This is a genomic window from Candidatus Chlorohelix allophototropha, assembly GCF_030389965.1.
GTDB lineage: Bacteria > Chloroflexota > Chloroflexia > Chloroheliales > Chloroheliaceae > Chlorohelix > Chlorohelix allophototropha.
The window spans coordinates 859,212-883,677 of the sequence record NZ_CP128399.1; the positions used below are offsets into that span (position 1 = coordinate 859,212).

General features: G+C 46.4%; 22 protein-coding genes. 5 read left to right on the plus strand and 17 right to left on the minus strand.

Annotation, left to right across the window (positions count from 1 at the left end):
• Nucleotides 1-26 precede the first annotated feature (26 nt).
• The 3 genes from OZ401_RS03655 to OZ401_RS03665 form a co-directional block, all read right to left on the minus strand.
• Entirely contained in the window at nucleotides 27-224 is a 198-nt protein-coding gene (locus OZ401_RS03655) for a hypothetical protein (protein WP_341469354.1), read from the minus strand.
• 141 nt (nucleotides 225-365) lie between these two features.
• Entirely contained in the window at nucleotides 366-1,643 is a 1,278-nt protein-coding gene (gene lysA / locus OZ401_RS03660) for a diaminopimelate decarboxylase (RefSeq protein WP_341469355.1), read from the minus strand.
• 27 nt (nucleotides 1,644-1,670) lie between these two features.
• On the minus strand, nucleotides 1,671-3,107 hold the full coding sequence (locus tag OZ401_RS03665; protein ID WP_341469356.1) for a hypothetical protein: 1,437 nt from the start codon (nucleotides 3,105-3,107) through the stop codon (nucleotides 1,671-1,673).
• A 218-nt stretch (nucleotides 3,108-3,325) separates the two neighbouring features.
• Between OZ401_RS03665 and OZ401_RS03670 the strand changes: the two genes are divergently transcribed.
• Nucleotides 3,326-4,318 (plus strand): oxidoreductase, encoded by a 993-nt coding sequence (locus tag OZ401_RS03670; RefSeq protein ID WP_341469357.1) that lies wholly within the window; start codon nucleotides 3,326-3,328, stop codon nucleotides 4,316-4,318.
• Between the two features lie 148 nt (nucleotides 4,319-4,466).
• Here the strand turns inward: OZ401_RS03670 and OZ401_RS03675 are convergent, their stop codons facing one another.
• The 14 genes from OZ401_RS03675 to selA all read right to left on the minus strand — a co-directional run bounded on the left by OZ401_RS03675 (nucleotide 4,467) and on the right by selA (nucleotide 20,631).
• Entirely contained in the window at nucleotides 4,467-5,708 is a 1,242-nt protein-coding gene (locus OZ401_RS03675; protein WP_341469358.1) for a glycosyltransferase, read from the minus strand.
• Between the two features lie 3 nt (nucleotides 5,709-5,711).
• Complete coding sequence (locus OZ401_RS03680) at nucleotides 5,712-6,116, minus strand: diacylglycerol kinase family protein (protein ID WP_341469359.1); 405 nt, start codon at nucleotides 6,114-6,116, stop codon at nucleotides 5,712-5,714.
• A 2-nt stretch (nucleotides 6,117-6,118) separates the two neighbouring features.
• Nucleotides 6,119-6,610 (minus strand): rRNA maturation RNase YbeY, encoded by a 492-nt coding sequence (gene ybeY / locus OZ401_RS03685; RefSeq protein ID WP_341469360.1) that lies wholly within the window; start codon nucleotides 6,608-6,610, stop codon nucleotides 6,119-6,121.
• A gap of 4 nt (nucleotides 6,611-6,614) precedes the next feature.
• Nucleotides 6,615-9,164, minus strand: coding sequence for an HD family phosphohydrolase (locus OZ401_RS03690; protein ID WP_341469361.1), 2,550 nt, complete (start codon nucleotides 9,162-9,164; stop codon nucleotides 6,615-6,617).
• A 170-nt stretch (nucleotides 9,165-9,334) separates the two neighbouring features.
• The gene (cimA, locus tag OZ401_RS03695) at nucleotides 9,335-10,963 is read right to left on the minus strand and encodes a citramalate synthase (protein WP_341469362.1); all 1,629 of its coding nucleotides are present in this window, start codon (nucleotides 10,961-10,963) and stop codon (nucleotides 9,335-9,337) included.
• Nucleotides 10,964-11,418: 455 nt separating this feature from the next.
• Nucleotides 11,419-12,531 carry a 3-isopropylmalate dehydrogenase gene (gene leuB / locus OZ401_RS03700; RefSeq protein WP_341469363.1) on the minus strand — a complete coding sequence of 371 codons (1,113 nt, stop codon included), beginning with the start codon at nucleotides 12,529-12,531 and terminating at the stop codon, nucleotides 11,419-11,421.
• Nucleotides 12,532-12,616: 85 nt separating this feature from the next.
• Nucleotides 12,617-14,257, minus strand: a complete 1,641-nt coding sequence (locus tag OZ401_RS03705; protein ID WP_341469364.1) for a 2-isopropylmalate synthase — start codon at nucleotides 14,255-14,257, stop codon at nucleotides 12,617-12,619.
• A 75-nt stretch (nucleotides 14,258-14,332) separates the two neighbouring features.
• Nucleotides 14,333-15,325, minus strand: a complete 993-nt coding sequence (ilvC, locus tag OZ401_RS03710; RefSeq protein WP_341469365.1) for a ketol-acid reductoisomerase — start codon at nucleotides 15,323-15,325, stop codon at nucleotides 14,333-14,335.
• A gap of 108 nt (nucleotides 15,326-15,433) precedes the next feature.
• A complete protein-coding gene (locus OZ401_RS03715) occupies nucleotides 15,434-15,820 on the minus strand; it encodes a hypothetical protein (protein ID WP_341469366.1) in 387 nt (128 codons plus the stop codon).
• Nucleotides 15,821-15,906: 86 nt separating this feature from the next.
• Nucleotides 15,907-16,431, minus strand: coding sequence for an acetolactate synthase small subunit (gene ilvN, locus OZ401_RS03720; RefSeq protein WP_341469367.1), 525 nt, complete (start codon nucleotides 16,429-16,431; stop codon nucleotides 15,907-15,909).
• A 64-nt stretch (nucleotides 16,432-16,495) separates the two neighbouring features.
• Nucleotides 16,496-18,232 (minus strand): biosynthetic-type acetolactate synthase large subunit, encoded by a 1,737-nt coding sequence (gene ilvB / locus OZ401_RS03725; RefSeq protein ID WP_341469368.1) that lies wholly within the window; start codon nucleotides 18,230-18,232, stop codon nucleotides 16,496-16,498.
• 254 nt (nucleotides 18,233-18,486) lie between these two features.
• On the minus strand, nucleotides 18,487-18,687 hold the full coding sequence (locus tag OZ401_RS03730) for a hypothetical protein (protein WP_341469369.1): 201 nt from the start codon (nucleotides 18,685-18,687) through the stop codon (nucleotides 18,487-18,489).
• A 163-nt stretch (nucleotides 18,688-18,850) separates the two neighbouring features.
• Nucleotides 18,851-19,015: a hypothetical protein gene (locus OZ401_RS03735; protein WP_341469370.1), complete on the minus strand. Its 165-nt coding sequence runs from the start codon at nucleotides 19,013-19,015 to the stop codon at nucleotides 18,851-18,853.
• Between the two features lie 179 nt (nucleotides 19,016-19,194).
• On the minus strand, nucleotides 19,195-20,631 hold the full coding sequence (gene selA / locus OZ401_RS03740) for an L-seryl-tRNA(Sec) selenium transferase (protein WP_341469371.1): 1,437 nt from the start codon (nucleotides 20,629-20,631) through the stop codon (nucleotides 19,195-19,197).
• A gap of 119 nt (nucleotides 20,632-20,750) precedes the next feature.
• Here selA and OZ401_RS03745 point away from each other — a divergent pair, with 119 nt between their 5' ends.
• The 4 genes from OZ401_RS03745 to OZ401_RS03760 are packed head-to-tail and all read left to right on the plus strand — an operon-like array spanning nucleotide 20,751 to nucleotide 24,389.
• Nucleotides 20,751-21,434, plus strand: coding sequence for a TlpA family protein disulfide reductase (locus OZ401_RS03745; protein ID WP_341469372.1), 684 nt, complete (start codon nucleotides 20,751-20,753; stop codon nucleotides 21,432-21,434).
• A gap of 5 nt (nucleotides 21,435-21,439) precedes the next feature.
• Complete coding sequence (locus OZ401_RS03750) at nucleotides 21,440-22,069, plus strand: DUF2085 domain-containing protein (RefSeq protein WP_341469373.1); 630 nt, start codon at nucleotides 21,440-21,442, stop codon at nucleotides 22,067-22,069.
• 5 nt (nucleotides 22,070-22,074) lie between these two features.
• Nucleotides 22,075-23,358: a glycosyltransferase family 4 protein gene (locus OZ401_RS03755; protein WP_341469374.1), complete on the plus strand. Its 1,284-nt coding sequence runs from the start codon at nucleotides 22,075-22,077 to the stop codon at nucleotides 23,356-23,358.
• A complete protein-coding gene (locus OZ401_RS03760) occupies nucleotides 23,355-24,389 on the plus strand; it encodes an efflux RND transporter periplasmic adaptor subunit (RefSeq protein WP_341469375.1) in 1,035 nt (344 codons plus the stop codon). The genes OZ401_RS03755 and OZ401_RS03760 overlap by 4 nt, the downstream gene beginning before the upstream one ends.
• The last annotated feature ends 77 nt before the right edge of the window (nucleotides 24,390-24,466 follow it).

Sequence of the window (24,466 nt, forward strand, 5' to 3'; positions counted from 1 at the left end):
AAGAATTGCATAAATATTTCACAAAGTTAGGCGGCGATACAAGCTAAAAGTTGGTCAAGAGGAACACCAGCCAAAGCTTGTTGATAAGCCCATTCACCCTGACCTCGGTGCGCCTCCCGTGCTACCACCTGTCCTAAGCTGACCAACCCCTTTTCCTCTTCAGTGTACTGAGTAATAAAATCTTTGAAATTATCTTTGGAGCCTTTTAGCCTCAAAATTAGCATATCATTTGTACTGCACAGAGTATGTAGAAAACCCTCATCTTAAGTTTTGACAATGGTGTCCACCATAGACTATCCTTTGCCGCCTGCTATTAACACTTATTATTGTGTAAAGCCGCGCTTAGAAGTAAACTATAATCTAGCTTAGCCTTCGGCGCGTATCAAATCCTCAAATGTTTCTCTTGCGCGGATGCTACGCCAATTATCTCCTTCGACCAGTATTTCAGCAGCGCGAGGGCGGCTATTATAATTTGAGGACATGCTAAAACCATAGGCGCCAGCGCTCAGAATAGCCAGCTTCATACCTTCTTCTAGTAGCGGTAAAGCCCGATTTTGAGCTAGAAAATCCCCGCTTTCGCAAACCGGTCCGACTACATCATAATTTATCAGGTCGCTGTTCAATGGCTCAACCAAAGGCACTATCTCATGATATGCCTGATAGAGCGAAGGACGAATCAAATCATTCATTGCTGCGTCCACAATTGCAAAGGTTGTTTCGGTATCGCTTTTCAGGAATAATACTTCTGTTAGTAGTGTGCCTGCTTCTGCCACTAACCAACGCCCCGGTTCTGCCAGTATTTTCCAATTACGCCCGTATCTTGCCAGTGTAGTTGCCACCAGTTGCGCTAAAGCTTCAGGAGAGGCAGCCTGTTCTTCTGCCAGCCTATACGCCACACCCAGACCGCCCCCGATGTCGAGATATTCTAGCGCACAATTATTTTGCCGCTCAACCGTTTGAGCTAATTCTGCCAATCGGTTCGCTGCCTCGCTGATTGGTTCAAGTTCATGCAGTTGTGATCCGATGTGACATTGCACTCCTACCAACCAAAGATATGGCGAATTTGTAGCGTAGCGTGCCAATTCTAATGCCTGCTCGTAGCTTATTCCAAATTTGTTACCTCTTTGTCCGGTTGTAATATAAGCGTGGGTATGGGGATCGACACCGGGATTTAAACGCAGTGAAATTCGCGCATGTAAACTCAATTGTTTGGCTAACCGCTCAATTAGCCTTAACTCCGGTTCGGATTCGACATTGAAGGCGCGAATACCGCTTTTCAAGCCCAATTCAATCTCTTTTGCGGTTTTACCTACTCCGGCAAATACAATTTTATGGGCAGGCACGCCCGCTTTCATGGCGCGTAATAGTTCCCCGCCCGATACTACATCTGCTCCCGCCCCTTCATTGGCAAGCAAACGGATTATTTCAAGATTTGAACAGGCTTTTACCGCATAAAAAATTTCAGCTTCTAAACCGGCTATAAGAAAAGCACGGGTATATTGACGGTAACGCTCACATATTGCAGATGCACTATAAACATAGCAGGGCGTACCCACTTTATTAGCAATTTCGCCAAGCTCAATATTATCAATAAATAAATGGTTATCGCGGTATTCAAATTTATTCGGCAAATTGATTGGCATTGTTTTCCTTCATTCTAGAGTTTTGAGCTACTTCTTCGGGGTATATATCCAGTACAAACCTTGACCATCCCGCCCCCGTAAAATTTTCACCTCGTAATTATCGGCAAGTGCGTTTGCTATCGGTTCAACCCATCGGTACAAACCCGGCGTAACCGTTAGGATTTGCTTCCAGCGTTTTTCTTCGAGGTCTTTTACAAATAGCTTTGAGTCGGCTTTTCCCGAACTTAACATAATAGAATAAATCAGGTAATCACCCGCTCTATCATAATAGCCATTGGCAATCAACGCGCCATCTGCCAATACAAGGCTATCCGGTGTATCCTTGATAACTGTTGCTCCCTCTTGATACGCTTCTGTGAAATTATTGGCGGCGTTAAGTTGCGAATAGCCTATTACCATTCCCGCCCCAATCAAGCACTGTATTCCGATTAGTATTGTCGGCAAGGAGCGTTTTAATTTACTTCGGGTTGCAGGTAAGGGGTTTAAATCCTTATTTTTACTTTGCAAAAAAATACAGGTCATAATACTGGCAAGATAAACCAGTTCGGTAAAATAGTAATCCACTGCCCCATCTTTAATTATAGTAACGCAAGAAAGTGCGCTGAATAGGGCATATAATGGCAAAAAGGTCTGCCCTTTTTTCCATAGGAATGCAACCCCCGCGCTGGCTAGAATTAATATGGGTAGATGGTCAAGCAAAAAGAAAAAGACCATTCCCGGCGCAAGATTAAATATAAATCGCGCTGCTCTAGAGGGGTCAAATATATTAAAGAAAATCCCATCCGAGAGGATATTTGTTGCAAAATAGGCAATTCCTAATGGCAGAATATAGGCGGCGGTGAAAATCCCGGCTTTCTTCCATTTTTTTGCTAACAACAAACTGAGCAACAACGCAATGGGTGCAGCAAGATAAGTTTGTTTGGTGAAAGCGGCAAGCGCAAACAGTAATCCGGTTGTTTTGACGTAACCGTTGCGTAGATAAAGCCATGCCCCGCTCAAGCTCAGAAATAACGCCAGAGGGTCAACTCGTGCAGTCTGCATGTAGATTATCACGGGCCAAAAGCAAAAGGGCAGGAAAATTGTTAGATAGTTATAGCGATGCGCTTGTTTTGGCAACCAATCTTTAACTATGAAACCGGCGACAATTGCCGCCGCGATGTAGCCGCCAAAGCTACAGAAGCGCACCGCCCCTTCTAGGCTCATTCCTGAGATATAGTGCAATAAGGCTGCCAGCACAGGGAACAAGGGTGGGTATTGGATACCGGGCATGCCGTAGGGTGTGTTTGGTGGCGCGTACATCGCTGCGATACCGGTTTTTTCCAACTGCCATGTTCCCGCAACCAGCATTTGTTCGGTGTAGTCCAATACCAACGGCGTGAAAAGTGCAAGAAAACCGCGCACCATCTGGATTGCGCCCAGAAATGCCAATACTGACAGCATTATTTTAAGGATTGATTTTGACATTTGAGCTAATTAACAAACTTTCGAGCCGTTTGACCAAATGATGCTAAATCTAACACAGTTCACTGGGGTTTAGCAAACCTCACTAAGCAATAACACATCTCCGGTTTAAAGACGTAGGTATAATTTTTATGCTAGTATATCGCGTAGTTTGAGTTGAATTTCAGATATTTGGCATAGCATTTCCCAAGAAACTAGGTAGTTTGAGAAAGGAATCTATAATGTCGCAGGAATTCAGAGCGTTTGTTGTGAACAAAACAGATGCCGGTTTTAGCGCAGGCTTGCAAGAAATATCCACCGATCAGTTGTCACAAGGGGAGGTGCTGATAAAAGTAGCTTACTCTTGTGTGAATTATAAAGATGGGCTTGCCTCTAGCGAAAGTGGCAAGGTTGCGCGTAAATTCCCGATGATTCCCGGCGTTGACCTCTCCGGTACAGTTGTAGAATCCTCAGACCCTAACTTCAAAGCGGGAGATGAAATTATCGCTACCAGCTATGATATAGGTGTAGCCCATGATGGCGGTTTTGGGCAATATGCCAGAATACCGGCAAAATGGTTGGTTCTTTTGCCAAAAGGTTTGAGCCTGAAAGAGGCAATGATGCTTGGTACTGCCGGGTTTACTGCCGGAATGGCAATTCACATGCTGCAATTGACCGGAGTAAAGCCCGAAAGTGGTGCGGTTCTGATTACAGGTGCAACGGGCGGGGTTGGTAGCATTGGGGTAAATATACTGGCAGGGCTAGGCTATACTGTAGCAGCCAGTACGGGCAAGGAAACAGAACATGCTTATTTAAAGAGTTTGGGTGCATCTGAAATTATCAGCCGCGCTGAGGCAGCGGCGGAGAGCAACCGCCCGATGGAAAAGGAACGGTGGGCAGGGAGCATTGATAATGTAGGCGGTACTACACTGGCTTACCTAGCGCGAACTACCAAAGCTTTTGGCTCAATTGCAGCTTGCGGCAATACCGGGGGTATTACACTTAACACTACCGTATTCCCTTTTATTTTGCGTGGGGTAAATTTGTTAGGTATAAACTCGGCTGAATGTCCTATGGCTTGGCGGCGTGAGGTATGGGAGAAATTAGCAGGAGAATGGAAACCTGCCAAGCTTTCCGAAATTGCTTTCGATGCTAATCTGGATGAGCTACCGGGTATCTTGGAAAAAATACTTAAAGCGCAGACCAGAGGGCGGGCAGTAATCAGCCTCTGGTAAAATCCAAAGCGGAGTAACAGAAAAGGGCGCAGGATAAGCGCCTTTTTTCATGCGCTGACTATAAGCCTAGCTGGTGTCATTCGAAAAAGAACTTTGTTAGCGCGGGTTATTCGCACTATTACCCCAACTTTACATAAGTCTCTAATATTTAGCGCGAACATAGAATCTCATCTAATAAGGGGGTAATCTTGTGCCAGTCGAAATGCTCGGCTACAAAAGTTCTTCCATTGTCAGCAAGCTCTTTTCTCAGGGTAGGGTTTTGCAATAGTCGTATTGCTGCCGCGCTAAATTCTTGCGAATTATTTGCGATTAACACTTCCTTGCCAGAATTTACAGGTATGCCATCTGCCCCCATTGGCGTAGTCAATACCGCTTTGCCCATTGCCAGCGCTTCTAGTACCTTAAAACGCACCCCGCCTCCCATTCGCATCGGTACGAGGTAAAGCGCTGCCTCCTGCACGAAGGGACGCGCATCTGGCACTGTCCCCGTTACAGTAATTCCGGGCAATTTCGCCAGCGCCTGTACTGCCGGAGTTGGTCTTCGTCCTACTATGAAAAAGGTTGCTTCGGGTCTTGCCAACCTGATTTTGTCCCAAATCTCATTAGCAAACCACAGCACCGCGTCCACATTCGGTCTGAAATCCATTGAACCTGTAAAGACCAATCTATCCGGCAACTCCGCGTCGGCACGGTCTGGTGCATATTCGTCAAGGTCTATCCCGTTTGGAATCACTTTGATATGTGTATTTGGATTTAGCTTGAGCAGCGCTTTGCGGTCATTATCGCTCACGGCAATTGCAGCGTCAAAGAAATGCAAAGCTTCAGATTCGTATTTACTCAAGCGTTGCGTCTGGATATAGCTGTAAAGCGCAGTTGGATAATGGCGCAATCCTGTTTTGAAGTCGCTTTCATAAGCGCGTTTCTGTAATAAATACTCGGCATTATGCTCATCCAAAACCAGTTTAGGGTGCGAAGTCTCCGAGTTTTTGAAAAGCTCTCGTACAAAGGGCGCAAGTTCCAACGCCTCGCACAGTAAAATATCCGGCTTGAATTCTATAACCAAGTGGTTGAGCATTTCTTGAAATTGGGGTGAAGCCAGGCGCAGGGCTAGGTCAGGCAAAGGATTCAAGGCAAGGCTTTGTACACGTCTGCTTTTTGAGCGCGTCGGAGGGTGTGCTACAAATTCAACTCGTTCGCAATACTTTGAAAGTTCAATGTAGGATGCCTCACGGCTTTGGCTAGTTTCTTCAGGGCGGGCAAAAGTAAGTAAAGCGATGTTATATTTACCGGTTGCACCAAGATATTTGATAAAGTTATAATTCCGTATTGGCGCACCTTGATCAGGTGGGAAAGGGTTTTGAGGGGTTAGAATCAGAATTTTGCGTGACATTATTTACCAGCCAAAAGCCCAATGTAGTAGGTGTGGCAAGAAAATTACCAGCCCTACCCCAACCGAGAAAAAAGCCGACAACAGCACCGCTCCGGCAGCCGCATCCTTAGCCACTTTTGCCAAATCGTGGTATTCATTAGTGTACAAATCCACAATAGCTTCGGCTACGGTATTAATCATTTCAAGGCTGTAAACCAGCGCCATAACCGTTAGAAGGCAAGCCCACTCCACCGATGTAATTCCCAGCAGGTAGCCTACTATTATAACTAACAACCCAGCCAGCAGATGTACCCGCATGTTGCGCTGTGTCCGCAAAACGTACGAGATACCTTGCCACGCATAGTAAAAACTTTTGAAAAAAGTAGCACGCTTAACCAAGGGAGCAATAGGCTTATTTGCCTCTTTCATTTCTATTTCCCGTCTAGAATTGTTGCGGCAGCTTCCTCTTTAGCGCGCATTACCTCACGATCGGCATCTTTTTCATGGTCATAGCCTAGCAAGTGGAATATGCCATGAATAACCAGCTCCTGCACTTCGCGAGTAGTGCTGTTCCCAAAATCAGGCGCTTGTCGCTCTGCTTGCGGATACGAGATGATAATGTCTCCCAGATAACGTGCTTCCTGAGCTTCAGGGGGGAGCGCAAAATTGCTATCTTCCTGAGATTCTTCTGCCGCAAAACTCAACACATCCGTAGTATTGTCAACATTGCGGTAACTATTATTGAGTTCGCGTACTTCCGCATCGTCGCTAACCGCCACGGATAATTCAATCGACTGATTCTCCAAACCTTCGGCATATAGCGCTACGGTAGCGGCAGAAATTATCTCCGTGTGGTTCAATTGCGTTTCATATTGCTCGGCTATATCACAATGTATCAAGAAATTTTTGCTTAAGGAAATCACTTTTCTACTCTTCTGTATTTTGTTGTATTCGGTTTATGCGCTGTCCTGCTCCCCCAATTCCCCCAGTACCCTTACGCGGGTTATTGTTGCCGTTTGTTTTGGGGTTATCTATCTCAGGTGGAATATCGGATTCTTTTTCAATACAACCGCTATCGGCTGCCCCCGAAGTAAGGGTGGCAAGAGGTTGCTCAGGCGACAACTCAACCACTGTAGCTGTCACTATTTTGTTTTCTACGCCAGCTTTAATGCCCGGTTGTTCATTATAATCCACACGCGGGTGGTAAATACTGGTTAATTGCTCGATGAACAGCAAGCGTGTTCGCTCGATTTCCCGCAATGTCAGGTCACATTCATCAAGTTGATTATCTTTAACCCGATCATCGAATATTTTATTTACAACTGCGGTAATGGTAAGCGGCTTTTTTAAGTTCGATTCAGGCTTAATTACCTCTACCTCTGGTGTTTTGCCGGTGAGTATTCGACCGCTTTGCACATTGGCACGTACCGCCGCTTCACAACCATCCGCCAGCATAACCAACGCCGCGATTTTGGTTTGAGGCTTTGGTCCGGGATAACGAAAATCTATTTCGTCAATCTCGAAACCCATTTGCTGGGCTTTGTTATAGAAATAGCTGATAACGCAGGTTCCATGGTGCTGGTGAATGATGTCCACTACCCGCTCAGGCAAATTGTGTTCTTTTGCTAATTCTACGCCATAATCCACATGTCGTTTTATTATTCGCACGCTTTCGCGCGGATCAAGTGTATCATGAATATTGGGGCGATTGCCCTGATTGTCTATAAAGTAATCAGGACGTTCAAGCTTGCCAATGTCATGGTAGTAAGCGCCTACTCTTGCCAGTAAAGAATCTCCTTCCAACCGTTCGGCAGCCTGTTCCGCCAAACTACCTACCAACATGCTGTGATGATACGTGCCCGGTGCATCCCGCATCAATTGCCGTAACAAAGGTTGGTTGGGGTGTGAAAGCTCCATCAGGACAATTGGAGAGGTTACACCAAGCGCTCTTCCCAATACGCTAAAAGTAAAGAAGGCGAGACTGGCACTTAATAACCCGTTTACTAGACTAAAGATTAGCAATAAGCCGATATTGCCCGGTTGTATATTGCCTAGAATGAGCGTATAGAAAAGACCTGCCAAAAATTGAATACTTGCGCTTGCAACTCCCGCAAAGGCGAAAAATATAGTACGCTCGGCTTTCCACAGAGTTAGCGCGCCTACCAAGCCACCACAAAAATAAACCAGCATTAACTCCGGCGATTTTCCTTCCAAGCCTGCTACTAACGCAGGCACCAGCGCCACCATCAACCCGATATTGATGTTCATCAGGGCAGTAACCGACATGCTGATTCCGGCGATTGGTAAAAGATATGGCAGCAAACTATGGTCGGAAGTGTCAATCAGTAAACGAATACCGATAGTCGCCAATATCATAGAAAAGGTTATGAAGCCTAATATTTTGTAATTTTTCCATAGGGTATTATAAAGTACGCCTATATAGCTACATAACAGAAAGAGTAAAAGCGCAATTACCCCAACCACTCCGAAAATATAAGTCCATTCATTGAGGCTGTTCCTTAGCCCGTAGCGTTCCATGATTTCGATATGGATAAGTTGGATTAACTCGCCTTTTCTGACTATAACTTGTCCCTTTGTAAGGTTCTGAGTAATCGATTGCGTGTTTTCTCTTGCCAAAATCTGGTTTCGTTTGGTAGCTTCCATATCCAGAATTGCGTTGGAAACGATAAAGGGGCGAACTAATGCTACCACCAAACGACGGTTTTGAATACTTAGCTGTGCAAAAGTGGTGGGTAAACTGGAAGGGTTGCTTACCTCAAGATTTAGCCGATTTAGTTCTTCGCTGAGCTTGCCGGGTATAATCTGGCGACTCATAACAGTATTGAAGGTGCTACGAGTTTCCGCGGATACACTATCCCAATCACTTGCGCTGAGGGCAGCAAGCGCACTCAAGTCATCTTCTGCCAAGCGTGCATTAATAATCTGAGGCTGAATCTTCATTGAGGCAAAAGCAAGCGGACCGGTACTCCGTGCGGCAGTTATTAGATCGAGTAAAGTCAATATAGCTTCTCGCTGCATATTGATACTTACTTCATCACGCTTGTAAACGTTATTGACAGGATTATCTGCATTAAGTTCACGCGCCTCATCGGTTAGGATTTTACTGCTGTAACTGAGATTACGAGGGGCTACTACCTCATCCAGCGCTACATCACCCGCTGATTGCTTATAAACCGCCTTTACGTCAACTTGCCACAGAAGCGCTATAGCTATACCGGCAAGGCTGAAAAAAGCAAAGATAAATGCGGTCAAACGGCGCGCCATTAAGGATTTATCTGTCAGATTAATTAACAATTTTAGCCAGATATTCTTTGAACCGTTTCTTTTAGCATTAGAGGTAATTTTAAGCTGAGCGGTATCCTTTTCTGCCAGATTCTGCTTACTTTTTGTATTGGAAGATGATTTAGTTTTTTTCTGAGGGTCGGGTTTCTGCTTACTTTTTTTCAATAAGCTCATAATTTTACCTAGATTTTGGAAAATTTTCCTGTTGCCTTTTTGACTTCAATCTGTCCCAATTTGACCCGACGTAGCATCATTTTATCGTAACATGAGGCAAACTACAACACAACAAAAAAAGACGCCGCAAGTTAGCGACGTCGTGGCATTTATCAAAAGAAGTTGTCAGGTTAAACTGTCTGTAGCGCCGATGCTTCTGGTTGATTTTGCTTGAACAAATGGTATACCAACGCATATTCAAGGCTATCTGCTAGCGCAAACCAACTGGCTTCTATCACATTGGTGCTACTGCCCACGGTCTGCCAAATTTCATGCCCATCGCTACTGGTAATAGTAACCCGAATACCGCTGGCAGTGCCATCTTCATTTACCACCCGCACCTTATAATCGGTCAGTCGTACCGCATCAAGTTGAGGGTAATATACTACAAGCGCCTTGCGTAACGCTGCGTCCAAGGCATTGACCGGCCCATTCCCATCTGCAACGGTATGCAACATATTTCCGGCAACTTGCAACTTGACGGTTGCCTCGCTCAGCAAGCCTTCATTGCTACTGGCGCGCCGCTCTGATAGCACCAACATGTCGCGCAACTCAAAGGGAGCGATGTAACCCGGTTGTGTGCGCCACATTATCAATTCAATGCTCGCTTCGGCATTTTCAAAGTGGAATCCACGATTTTCAAGTTGCTTTATCTGTTCGATTACTTCTTTTACTTCGGCATCACCCTTGTGCATCTGCAAGCCAAGCTGATAGGCTTTATGCAAAACATTGCTTTGCCCACTCAATTCCGAAATCAAAACGCGCTGGCTATTCCCAACACTTTCAGGCACGATATGCTCATAGGTGCGGCGATCCTTCATAACCGCATCCACATGCACGCCACCCTTATGAGCAAAGGCGCTGCGACCAACGAAGGGTAGCTGATTATTGTGTGAAAGGTTTGCCACTTCTGCCACATATCGGGAGATTTCGGTTAGATTTTTAAGATTGCCTTCGGGCAAGCATTGATAACCCATCTTTAATTCAAGGTTGGGTAATACAGAACAAAGGCTAACGTTACCGCAGCGTTCCCCGTAACCGTTAATCGTGCCTTGTACTTGCTCTGCTCCGTTCCGAACGGCAGTAAGGGTATTAGCACAAGCCAAATCGCCATCGTTATGTACGTGAATGCCCAAACGCGCGTTAGGAATAGTTTCTTTCACCCGCGAGATGATTCCCGGCACTTCTTCGGTCAGCAAGCCACCGTTGGTATCACACAACACAATCCAGTCCGCACCGGCGGCGTGGGCTTGGCGTAGCGTTTCGAGCGCATAATCCGGATTTGCTTTGTAACCATCGAAGAAATGCTCTGCATCGTAAACCACTTCGCGTCCTGCTTTTTTCAAGTAGGCGACACTATCCGAAATCATATTCAGATTTTCTTCGAGAGTAGTACCCAAAGCGCGAATTACATGCAAATCCCAAGTTTTCCCGAAAATTGTTATTACCGGAGTTTTTGCCGCAATCAGCAAACGTAGGTTGGTATCCTCTTCAGGCAAAACATTGGCGCGGCGAGTGCTACCGAAAGCCGAGAGCTTTGCATTTTTTAGCTGCAATTCGCCTGCTGCCGCCCGCGCAAAGAACTCCTCATCTTTAGGGTTGCTGCCGGGCCAGCCTGCCTCGATATAAGCAAGACCAAGCATTTCATCCAGCTTTTTTGCCAGATTTAGTTTGTCTTCCACCGAAAAGCTCAAGCCTTCACCCTGACTGCCATCACGCAGGGTTGTATCGTATACAACTATTCGATTGTCTTCCAACATGTCTGATTCTCCATTTCCAGCCGGGTCAGGCTGCGTGATAAATTTACAATTCCCGTTAGGGTCACAATTAAATGTAAGAATCAGCCAATTTGCGCGCCGACCACCAAACTAAAAGCCCTACTTAAGGCTTCTAGCGGCATGGTCGGCGCTAAACGATTTCCTTTTTCAACTTCTGTAAGCATTTTGCCTCTATTTTCGTGCTCATGTTCTATCAGGACTTTTGTTTGAGTCAGACAAGAGGCTAATAAACTTTAAGAAATTAATCCGTAAATATGTGAGAAAACCGGGCGGTTCACGAACCGCCCCTACAAATCGGCTCTCATAAGGGTTGGTTCGTAGGGGCGCATCGCGATGCGCCCACGCTTGATGGTGAAATCTGGTAGATTTACCCCAATCCTCGTTTTACGGTTTTAATTGTTAATCTTCATAAGCCCCATACCTTAATACCAAATAGTTTAGCGTGTGACTTTGGTGCGAACTCGTTCAGCGACGGCATCACCCATCTGGATAGTATTTAGTTTGGTAGTGCCGGGCTGATAAAGGTCGGGAGTGCGCAAGCCATCGTTAAGAGCCTGCTCGATAGCCTCCTCAATCGTAGAAGCTTCTTTTTCCAGACCAAAAGTTGAACGCAGTAACATTGCCACGCAACCTATTGCGGCTAACGGGTTGGCAATACCCTGTCCGGTTATGTCGGGGGCGGTGCCGTGAATCGGCTCATACATGCCGTATTGTCCACCGTATTCATTGTGGCGCGTTCCAAGGCTGGCGCTTGCCAATAAACCCATCGAACCTGCCAGCATCGAGGCTTCATCGGTGAGGATGTCGCCAAACATGTTTTCGGTTACAATCACGTCAAAAGCCGCAGGCTTGCGAATCAGGTTCATCGCTGTAGCGTCCACCAACAAATGCTCTAGTGCAATATCAGGGTATTCTTGCCCAACTTCGGTGGCTACTTCACGCCACAAACGGCTGGTATGCAGTACGTTTGCCTTGTCAACCGAAGTAACCCGTTTTTTGCCGTTACGCTGGCGTGCCAGTTCAAAGGCAGTTCGCACGATACGGCTGATTTCCTGCTCACTATAGGGCAGGGTGTCAACGGCTTTGCGTCCTTCAGCATCGGTGTAACGTTCTGCCGGTTTCCCGAAATATAGCCCTCCCGTAAGTTCACGCACTACCACTAAATCAACCCCTGCCAACACTTCCGGTTTCAGGTTGCTGGCGTTTTGCAAAGCGGGTAGATTCTTGACCGGGCGTAGGTTGGCATAAAGCTCGAAACCCTTGCGCAACCGAAACAATGCCAGTTCGGGGCGTTTCTCCATCGGGGCAGTGTCGTATTTAGGTAAGCCCACCGCGCCAAAGAGAATTGCGTCGGCGCGATTACACATTTCCATCGCTGAGTCTGAGATCGGCACACCCTCTGCATCGAGCGCAGCGCCACCTACTAAGCCAAATTCGGTATCCAGCGTATGCCCAAACTCCTCGGCTACTACCTCAAAAACTTTAAGCGCTTCTTCCGTTACTTCCTGACCGATTCCGTCACCGGGTAGTACCGCAATCTTGAAGTTCATTAAACAATCCTTGTATTAGAAATATAAATGCAGAATGCAGGAACCGCACCTTCTGAGGGTAACCGTTCCTGTATCTTCTAGTTTGTTATCTTCCGAAAGCGCGGCTCGTTCCGGCAAGCGGTCCGAACTCATCGCGGCGATAAGGGTCTGCGCCCGACTCGTCCGCAAATTCGCCCATTTGCACAAAGCGATTAACCGCTTGCAGGTAAGCACGGGCTGAAGCCACAATTATATCGGTGTGTGCGCCATGCCCGCTAACCGTGCGCCCTTTATATGATACTTTGATTGCCACCTCACCCATAGAGTCGATGCCCTTGGTTATAGCTGTAATATTGAACTCGCTGAGAACGCAGTGAACACCGGTAATGCGATTGATAGCAGCGCAAACCGCATCTACGGGCCCGTCTCCGGTAGCCGAGTCGGTTACAATCGTGCCATCGGGAGCAACTAATTTGACAGTTGCGGTAGGAATAGACTTATCGCCAGAGGTAGCCTGAATCTGTTCAAGTCGGTACAGAGTTTTGTTCTCGTTCTGAACCTGATCAATTACCAATGCTTCCAGTTCGCGGTCGGTGACAGTTTTCTTGCGGTCACACAATTGTTTGAACTCGAAGAAAGCGCGGTTCAATTCCTCACCTTCCAGATAATAGCCCAAATCTTGTAGCTTTTTCTTAAAAGCGTGCCGCCCGCTATGCTTGCCCAGTACCAGATTAGTATCTCCTGCGCCTACCGCCGAAGCATCCATGATTTCGTAGGTGCGGCGCTCTTTCAGCATACCGTCCTGATGTATACCACTCTCATGCGCAAAAGCATTTGAACCGACAATTGCTTTGTTGGGCTGTACCGGAATACCGGTGAAAGAGCTTACCATCCGGCTCGTTTTCTGGATTTGCCCAATGTCCACACCCGTCCACAGGTTAAAGAAATCCCCGCGAGTGTTAAGCGCCATCACAATTTCTTCCAGCGCAGCATTTCCAGCACGTTCGCCGATACCATTGATAGTACACTCAACCTGTCGTGCGCCTGCGCGAAGGGTAGTTAGGCTATTGGCAACTGCCATTCCCAAATCATTGTGGCAATGCACAGAAATTATAACGTTCTCAATGCCTTTTACACGCGCCTTGACGGTCAAAATCATATTCTCATATTCGTCAGGAGTGGTATAGCCCACCGTATCAGGCAAATTCACGGTAGTAGCGCCTGCATCTACCGCCGCTTGAATCATCTGGCAAAGATAATCAAGTTCGGAACGGGTAGCATCCTGTGCGCTGAATTCTATATCGTCACAATATTGTTTGGCATGTGCCACCATTTCGCGAGTTTGCACCAGCGCTTCCTCACGGGTAAGTTTGAAAAGATGTTGGAGATGAATATCGGAACTGGAGATAAAAACGTGGATACGGGGTTTATCGGAATGTTTGACTGCTTCCCAACAGCGATCAATATCTTGAGCGCGAGCGCGGGCGAGACCGGCGATAGTGGGACCTTTTACTTCCTGTGCAATTCGTCGTACTGCTTCGAAATCGCCTTCGCTGCTGATCGGAAAACCGGCTTCGATTACATCCACACCCAACCGTGCCAATTGCTTGGCAATTTCGATTTTTTCATCCACGTTCATAGTTGCGCCCGGTGATTGCTCCCCATCGCGCAAGGTGGTATCGAAAATAATTACACGGTTGTTTTTATCGTGGCTTACTACCCCACTCTCTCCGCTCTGACTGCTCATCTTATCCTCCATTTATTTACGGGCGCAAGCACTCTGGTAATACTCAAACCAGAGTGCCTTTACCTTGTGTGCTTGTTACTTTGCGTTCAACCAACTCATCATTGCGCGCAATTCCTTGCCAACCTTCTCAATTGGATGCTCTTTCTCCACTCTGCGCATTGCTTGGAAGGAAGCTTTACCGGACTGATTTTCCAAAATAAATTCTTTGGCAAACTGTCCGTTCTGAATCTCTCGCAGGATCCGCCTCATCTCGGCGCGAGTCTCATCATTTACGATGCGAGGACCGCGGGTATAATCGCCATATTCAGCGGTATCGCTGATGCTAAAGCGCATATATTCCAGCCCACCCTTGTACATCAAGTCCACGATTAGCTTAAGCTCATGCAAGCATTCGAAGTAAGCTGCTTCGGGTTGATATCCGGCTTCTACAAGGGTTTCAAAACCGGCTTTGGTCAAGGCTGCCAGACCACCACACAATACCGCTTGTTCGCCAAAAAGGTCGGTCTCGGTTTCTTCCTTAAAAGTGGTTTCAAGCACACCAGCGCGCGCTGCCCCGATACCACGTGCATAAGCCAGCGCTTGTTGTTTGGCTTGCCCGGTGTAATCCTGCTGAACTGCTACCAATGCGGGAACGCCACCACCTTCTACATACACGCTGCGTACCAAATGTCCCGGCCCTTTGGGCGCAATCATTGATACGTCTACGAACGATGGCGGTAGAACTTGGTTGAAATGGATGTTAAAGCCGTGTGCGAACATCAAAGTGTCGCCATCTTTCAAGCCCGGCTTAATATCCTGCTCGTAAACCGCACGTTGGGTCTGATCGGGCAGAAGTATCATTATGACATCTGCTTCAGCCGAAGCATCCGCCACGGTTTTAACCGGAAGATGCTTTGCGGCTTCTTCCCAGCTTTTGCTGCCTTTGTAAAGACCGATTCGCACGTCACAGCCACTTTCGTGCAAGTTCAACGCATGTGCGTGACCTTGACTACCGTAACCGATAATTGCTATCTTCTTGTTTTTTATAAGGTCGAAATTCGCATCTTTGTCGTAATAGAGCCTCGCCATTATCTCCTCCTCAAAGGTTTCGGATACCGACTTTCAGGTTTATTATCGTTCATAAATGATACAGCCTTCATGCTCGTTGTTTCCGCAACCTGATTGCACAGCCCGAACCTAGTAAACGTTATCCCAGATATTGTCGTGTGATGGTTTCCAAGTAATTAATCGATCGTAAGCCCGTTGCATCAGGTTTGGTACACGTTCTCGAGCTTCAGATCGATTGGACGTGCCGATTCGTTCTACGAAGAAATGGGTATCACCTTCGTATAACTCATAAGAAGCTTCGATACATATCCTTACCAAATCCTCATTGGCATCCGCCACAATCATAATGCGACGACCTTTGCTCTCGAGATTATCGAGTCTGCAAGAATAATAGACAGAAGCATTGATCTGCTGGATATGGTCTATAGCATCCTGCAAATCGCCTTTAATAAATCTATCCAAAGCGTTTTCCGCTTCCAGCGTATTCACCTGAGTGATTGCGTAGGTTGATCCCATTTTTCTCGAACTCCTCTCATACTACACAGTGTTTTGTTACTAAAATGCTTGAAAGCGGTAGCCCTCACAACTACCGTTTTCGTAATTTAAATTGCTCCAGCAACAGAGGATCCGCGCAACATGGCTACGCTGCCAGTTCGAACGCTCTCCTTGATACCATAACGCTTTAACAAAATAAACAGACGATCAACTTCATCTTCTGGTCCAGTAGATTCAAGTGTTATGCTATCGGGGGCTACATCCAGTACACGTGCTTTAAAGATCTCGGCAAACTGCATAATTTCAGCCCGGTTTTCAGGCTTGTCGGCGGTGACTTTTATCAGTGCCATTTCACGAATAATACTTTGCTCGGCAGTGACATCGGTTACTTTAACTACTTCCAGTACCTTATAAAGATGTTTAACCATCTGCTCGACCTCGTTGTCTTCACCGGCAACGGTCAAAGTCATACGGCTAAGATTGGCTTCTTCAGTATGTCCGACACTCAAACTTTCAATGTTGAAGCTGCGTCTTCGGAACATGCTTACAACCCGATTCAAAGCGCCCGGTTCGTCTTCCAGCAACACAACTAGGGTGTGTTTTGTTCCTGTATTTGCAGTTATAGTAGGCATTCTGGCTTCCTTATATATATTCCAGTATCCCCCTCACTTTATACAAGTGAGGGGATAGGGTTAACTAAGCTTCGGTAATAGCATCCAGGTTTGAGCCACCCGGGGGAACCATTGGGAATACGTTTTCACCTTGCGGGATGATGAAATCAATCAATGCCGGACCGTCCCAATCGTTAGCTTCTTGGATAGTGCGGGCTACTTCATCGCGGTGGGTTACGCGCCAAGCACGCACGCCGAAGGCTTCCGCCAGTTTAACAAAGTCTGGTCCTGTGATTGGGGTGCTATGGTAGCGACCATCATAGAACACCTGCTGCCACTGCCTAATCATTCCTAACACGCCGTTATTCAGGATGGCTATTTTGACGTTGATTTTTTCCTGTACGCAGGTGGCAAGTTCCTGCATATTCATTTGAAAACCGCCATCACCTGTTACCGTCCACACCGGCACATTCTCTCCCAAAGCCATTTTTGCGCCCATCGCGCTCGGCAAGCCAAAGCCCATCGTACCCAAACCGCCGCTACTAATCAGGGAATTAGCCTTGCGGAAGTTGAAGTGTTGCGCCACATACATCTGGTGCTGCCCCACATCGGTAGTAATAACCGCTTCTCCGCCTAAAACCTCACCTAAAGTTTTGATGATGAATTGAGGAGGTAACACGCCCAACCGTGCCATTTCGTTCTCACGGCGTGCTGCGTCTTTTCCGCGCCAGTGGGTAATTTTTTCCAGCCATTCAGTATGCTTGGCAGCATTGACGTGCAAGTTCAAAACCTGTAATACTTTTTTCACATCGCCTACAATCGGGATATGCACAGGTACGTTTTTACCGATCTCAGCCGGGTCAATATCAATGTGGATAATCTTGCAGTTACGGGCGAAGGATTTCAAGTTTCCGGTTACACGGTCATCAAAACGCATACCCATCGCAATCAGCACATCCGACTCATTGATAGCGTGGTTGGCATGCAGGTTGCCGTGCATACCGGGCATACCCAAGCTCAAAGGATGCGCGGTTGGGAAACTGCTCAAACCTTGTAAGGTGCTAATAACCGGAATCTCGGCTCGTTCTGCCAGTTCCATCAGTTCGTTATAAGCTTCGGAAGTGGTTACACCATGACCTACCAAAAGTACAGGACGTTGCGCCTCATTAATCAACTTGGCTGCCTGTTTGATTTGGCGAGCATGACCGAAAACAGTAGGGTTATATCCACGCATTTTTACTTCCGCAGGATACCCGCTGAAATAGGTTTTGCTGGTAAATACGTCTTTAGGAATATCCACCAGAACCGGTCCGGGTCGTCCAGTACCGGCAATGTGAAATGCCTTTTTGATGGTTGTTGCCAAATCGGCAGTATCCATAACCAACCAGTTATGCTTGGTAATTGGCAAGGTGATGCCGGTAATGTCAGTTTCTTGGAAGGCATCGCGTCCAATCAGGCTGCGTGTAACCTGACCGGTAAGAGCAACCACCGGAGCGCTATCCATCATAGCAGTCGCAATACCGGTAACCAAGTTGGTGGCACCGGGCCCGCTGGTTCCCATACAAACCCCTACCTTATTAGTGGCGCGGGCGTAGCCATCTGCTGCGTGCGCTGCTGCTTGCTCATGCCTTACGAGTATATGCCGGATTTCAGGATATTCGCTAAATACATGATAGAGCGGCAAAAGCACACCACCGGGATAGCCAAATATAATCTGTACGCCTTCTGCAATTAAGCACTCGCAGAGAATACGCGCACCGTCTAGTTCGCGTTGGGTAAAGCGAACATCAGCCTGTTGCTGTGTTGAAGTGGTGGTAGCCATTTTTTACCTCTTCCTCCTCAGATTAACATAACAATAACGACGTTTATTAGCCTTATAACAGCTTGAAACGCGTCCTTGCGATCAAAATTCGTTTTCAAATAAATGAAATTATTTAGTTTTACTGTTTTCGCGTCTTTGCGATTATTATTTTGGGAGCTATGTTACCGGAAATTTATTTGGGTCCGCTTGGCTCTTTACTCGAATACCGGGTGATTGAGGTAACGCTTCTTTGCCTTTACCTACCTGGTATCTTACTAAAGACCAAGCGGGCTAATAACGAGCAGGAGACCGATAAGGCTAATAATAATAAGGCTAATAAGTAGAAGAATAAGGGGATTAATGAGGTTAAGGGGAGTAGCAGTGGGTAGCGCGAAAGCTTGAGGCTGGTTAGCCATTCGAGAGTAACAGGCTTGGTTCGCCATCTGGCGTTCCCTCCCCTGCATTGGTTCGTTCATACGGTACATCACTGCAATTATCCTTTCCTCAAAACATCGGGCGGGCGCCCGCTTCTCTTATACTTTATAAATGTTATTACCTGTTGTTAGTAACAAATGCTTTATTTGTGAAAAAACCTCCCTTGTTGGGGAGGTTTCTTAGTTGCTGATTTTGTCTTTTCAGTTAACTAGATTTTTCCCCAGAACCACCCATCTGCTTACGTAGTATTACTACAAGGAGAGTAAGGATTGCAAGGATAAAAAGGAAGCGGAAGAAGCCCCCACCTTTTTTCGTTTTCTTTTCAATTTTTTCGGCTACTTGCGCGCTAGTCTTTTTCTGTTTTGCCATTATGGCATCTCCCTAGGAAGAAGGTTCTAATCAGTATTTACAAATTAAATACTCCCGCAAATTTAACACATTATTGAAGAACTTGTCAAGTTATTTTTCAGTTAATTTTGAATGATTTTGCGAATTTAGCCATTCGTATAGATTATTTAATTACATAAATACTCTTTCAATTAAGAGCTTTATGATGTCGGAAAATCCAAGCGACTGGATGTGGGGAAAGAACAGTTCTTTTTCAAAGCGTCTAATAGTATATCATCTTGATCGGGCAATACGGTACGAGGGTCTAGCAATAGGGTTTCGCGCTCAACTCGGCAAATTATCGCCGGGCGTTGTTGTCGTAGGGCAGCAGTTAGCATTGCAGCGCTCTTTCCCGGTATTGCGGGCAACGCCAGTAGGTAGGTTGGTAGCGTTTCGCTCGGTAGAGAACCTCCTCCCACCGTAGAAAGTCCTTCCACAATGGTAGCGCCCTCCCAGCAATTAGCTAGAACCGCTTGCCAGCTTTTGGCACGTTGTAATATTTCTGCTTGCGACATCGAAATCATTTGCCACACCGGGATTTTGTGTTCTGCTTCTCCCTTTAGATAATGCAAAAAGGTAGCTTGAAGTGCTGCAATTGTCATTTTATCGAGCCGCAACGCGCGCGCGAGGGGATGTTTTTTGAGTTTATCAATTAAGTCTTTGCGCCCGGCAATTATTCCGGCTTGCGCACCGCCAAGCAATTTATCGCCGCTAAAAGTTACCAGATGAACGCCCTTGCTAATGCTTTCCTGTACGGTAGGTTCGTGTGATAAGCCGTATTGAGCAGTGTCCAGTAATGTACCGCTGCCTAAATCTTCCACCACAATCAGGTTGTGCGCGTTTGCCAATTGTACCAACTCTTCCAGTTTGGCTGAATGGGTAAAGCCTACAACCTTAAAATTGCTGCTGTGCACCTGCAATATAATCGCCGTATTGGGATTAATGGCGTTCTCGTAATCTCTTATATAGGTTTTATTGGTAGTGCCTACATCCACCAATTTACCGCCGCTTTGCGCAATTACGTCCGGTACTCGAAAAGAACCGCCGATTTCCACCGCTTGCCCGCGTGAAATTAGCACCTCTTTAGCACGTGCGAAAGCAGAAAGCACCATTAATACCGCTGCCGCATTATTATTTACAGCCATTCCCGCTTCTGCTCCGGTTAACCGCGCTATCAAATCTGAAATATGGCTCATGCGACTACCACGTTCGCCTGTCTCTAGTTCGTATTCAAGATTGCTATAGCCTATCGCAACCTTATTCACTGCTGCCACAGCCTCAATGCTTAAAGGAGCGCGACCTATATTCGTATGTACAATTACTCCGGTAGCGTTTATAACTTCGCGCAAATTCCCGTTACTGATAGTTTTTGCCAAACTTTCGATTTCATCCAACAATTGCTGCGAACTGAGCGGTGCCACGCCCTGTCGGATATTCTGCCGTGCTAAATCCAGCCTTTCACGCGCTATAGCGGTTATAAAGTCGCGTGGCAAGCCCTCTACTTCCATCAACCTTTGTAAAGGCGCTGAAGTTAATAGCTTGTCAATTGCAGGTAGCAAACGATAGGGATTAGAAGGCTCATTTGGTGTATCAGGCATGTATTAATCAAAATTTAAGTTAATGTATTCTCACAATAATTGCGCAGGTATCCTAAAAATGCTACACTCAACTAGAGAAGAAGTCAATCCTATATTTAAAAAAGAAAAGGCAGTAAGCGATGGCAAATACCGTAGAAAAAGATAAAAAAGAACAGGCAACCACCACCGTTAGACCACGCTCATCCCGTCCTGATTCTACCGGTGCAAGGTTGGCACGTTTTGCATTGGGTTCTATTTTTGGTCTTGCCTTTTTGCTTGGTTGCTATATTATGCTTGCTACCGCACTACGTGGACCCGATACCATTACAATGGATGGCGTAACTCAAAAAGCAGGCTTGATTCCTAACCAGAAATTGCCCACCGAAGAACTGAAAGAAAACGATATCGCACCCGACTTTGCACTCTCACAATTGGGTGGTAACCCGGTACAGCTAAGCAAATTTCGAGGCAAGGTTGTTTTCGTGAATTTTTGGGCTTCTTGGTGTATTCCTTGTCAAGATGAAATGAAGGATATTAACGATTTTTACAAACTACATAAAAATGATAGCTCGGTAGCCGTTTTAACCGTAAACCAGAAGGAAGACGATAGCACTATCAAATCGTTCTTTAAGGACAATGGTGGTGTCACTGTTCCCGTGTTACTCGATAAGAATAGTGAGGTAGCTGGCGGTTATTTCGTGACAAAATTCCCAGAGTCATACTTTCTTGATAAGAACGGTAAAATTGTAGCGATTAAGCGCGGACAGCTAAGCGCCGCCGAGATAAAAGACTTTTACCAAAAAGCGTTAGCCAGTGGTATTTAAGTATTATGCCCGCATCGCAATTTCAAAACAGGCAAAATAATATCAAGCCCGATCCTGAAAAACTGGCTTATATTCAGGATGATATACCGGAGTGGCGGCAACATCTTTCCGAGAACACTATTAACGGTTTTACAGGGTTTCTGCGCTTTATGTCGCAGCGCTGGCTAACTGTGCTTAACACTTTTAATATTGGGATGGTCGGTTTAGCTTTGGCAGTACCGCTTGCTGAGCAGCAGGGTTGGCGTTGGTTGAGCGTTCCGGTTAATGGACTATGCAACCTGTTATGTGTACAAGAACCATCCCACTCTTTCTTCATTGAAGGGCATCAAATGGGCTTATGCCAGCGGTGTTTGGCAATCTATGCCTTGTTGGGGTTGACCGGGCTACTATTCCATATCATCAGAAACCGTTTGCAGCCACTTAAGCTGTGGCAATATGGCATTTTTTCCCTACCAATGCTGATAGATGCTTTTACCCAGTTATTTGGCTGGCGGCAAAGCGCATGGGAATTGCGTTTGCTAACCGGAGGTCTATTCGCTATCGGCACTGTTTGGTATATTTATCCTCAGATTGAAATTGGTATGCGCCGCATGAAAGCGCGTTTCAATGCTAGGCTGTTGGAAACGAGGGCTTAACCACGTTGCGTTATCTGCACGTACTTCCACGTTACTACCCCTTTATTGGCGGCTCAGAAGTTTATATCCAGCAAATAGTTGAGCGTCTGGTTGAGCGCGAACCCAGCGCGGAGGTTTCTATATATACTACCGATGCCTGGGATCTTGAACACTTCTGGAGCAGCGGTAAGCGTACCATCGGGCGACCTTCCCACGAAGTAATTAATGGTGTGGAAGTTGAACGCTTCAAAGTACGAAGAGTACCGATTATATCCCCTCTATTCTTTCCGGTTTGGCGTAGGTTGCTTACAATGTTGAGCGCGTCGCCGATACCTTCCGGTGTTGCCGTTCCATTGCTGCAACAAGCCTGCCGAATGACCCCGCTGATACCATCGCTAGGTCACGCTCTCCGGCAAGCTAATTATGACCTTGTGCATGCCGTGAACGCGCCCTTCGACAGTATAATTTACGATTCATGGCAAAATGTGAAGCGTACCGGAGCGGCTTTTGTGTTTACGCCGCATGTACATTTAGGAGAACCAAAAAACCCGCAGGTACGCAAATATTACACTATGCGCCACCAAATGCACTGGATGAACCAAGCTGATGCGGTAATTACCATGACTTTTCTTGAACGTGATTATGTGGTCAGTCTTGGCGTGCCGGGCGAAAAGGTGCATATTGTTGGACCGGGAATAGAACCGACCACCATAATGGGCGGTAATGGTCAGGCATTTCGGCAAAAACATAGTATTGAAACGCCCATTGTTTTTTATCAGGGTACTGCTGCCTTTGACAAGGGAACGGTGCATCTGGTACAGGCAATGCAATTGCTCTGGAAAGAAAAGAAAACTGAAGCCACGCTGGTTATTGCGGGACCGGTGATGAGCCATTTCCAAAAGTTTTATGATGAATTATCCACTGAAGATAAAGCGCGCACCAAAGTATTGGGCTTTATATCCCCGGAAGAAAAGCGTGATTTGTTCGCAGCGGGTGATGTTTTTGCTATGCCAAGCCGCACCGATAGCTTTGGAATTGTTTATTTGGAAGCATGGCTAAACGGTAAGCCGGTGGTGGGAGCGGCTGCGGGTGGCGTTCCCGGTCTGGTAAGCCATCAGCAAGATGGGTTGCTGGAGGAATTTGGAGACATCCCGGCAATCGCCAACAGCATTTTAACCTTATTGGAAGATTCAAGCTTAGCCGCAAAGTTGGCGGCGGCAGGACGAAAGAAAACGCTAGAGCATTACACCGCCGATATAGTTTACAGCAAGGTAAAAGCAATTTACGACCACGCACTTGAGGCTAAATGAGGCGTTATCTGATTCCGGCTTTGGTAATAGTGGTTTTACTAAGCCTGATCGGGGTAGTAGTATATTTTACCGTTGCTCAACCAAAAGGTACTTCAACCACAATTTATACAGTTCGAAGCGGTACAATTACTGCCAGCGTTCGCGCTACCGGGCGAGTAGAATCCTCCCGTTCGCAACAACTTTCTTTTCGTAGCCAAGAAGTAATCCGTAAAATTTATGTGAAGCCCGGTGACATTGTTCCTATCGGTACGTTACTGGCAGAACTAGATACCACAAATCTGGAAAGAAGCTTGGCACGCGCCGAAGGAGATCGAGATATAGCGCGTTTCAACCTCAGTGCAGCCCAAGAACGTGCTAACAATTCGCCAAGCCCAACTCCCAATTCTACTCCCGAACCCCAATCTTATTCAGGTGGTTATGCCGCTGCTCGGCAAGCAGAATTGGCAGACCTTCAAGTTGCAACAGCCCGGCAGGCTTTGGAATCGGCGCGTCTCTATGCCCCTTTTGACGGCACTGTATTAACGGTCAACGCGCAAGAGGGGGAATCAGTAAGTGGCGCGCTCATTCAGTTTTCCGATTTGAAAGCCTTGCAGATACGCGCTGATATAGACGAACTAGACGTTCCCAATGTAGAAATCGGACAGCCTGTAATGATAAGTCTGGATGCTTTTCCCGGTAAAGCCTTTGAAGGTAGAGTTTCAAACATTGCGCCTATTTCCACACAGCGACAGGGTTCTTCTAGTTATTCTTCAATAATTTCTTTCAATCAAAAGCCTGATATTAAAATCCGGATTGGTATGGCATCCACCGTTACTATCACAAGCCTTAGCAAGAATGACGTTTTGCTGGTTCCTTCGCGAAGCCTAGAGTCAATTGGTCTCCAAAAGTATGTAAATTTAATCAAGCCTGATGGAAGCACTGAGAAAGTAGCAGTAGAAATTGGAGTAACTAATGGGACGGAAACTGAGATTGTGAAAGGTATCAGTGCAGGAGACAAAATAAGCGTATCAGTTCAAAAAGTGGGGGGCTAGGCAATATAATTTGTAATATGTGATTGACCAAGAATATTTCCCAGACCTAGATACCAAACGGAACTATAGGGGCTACA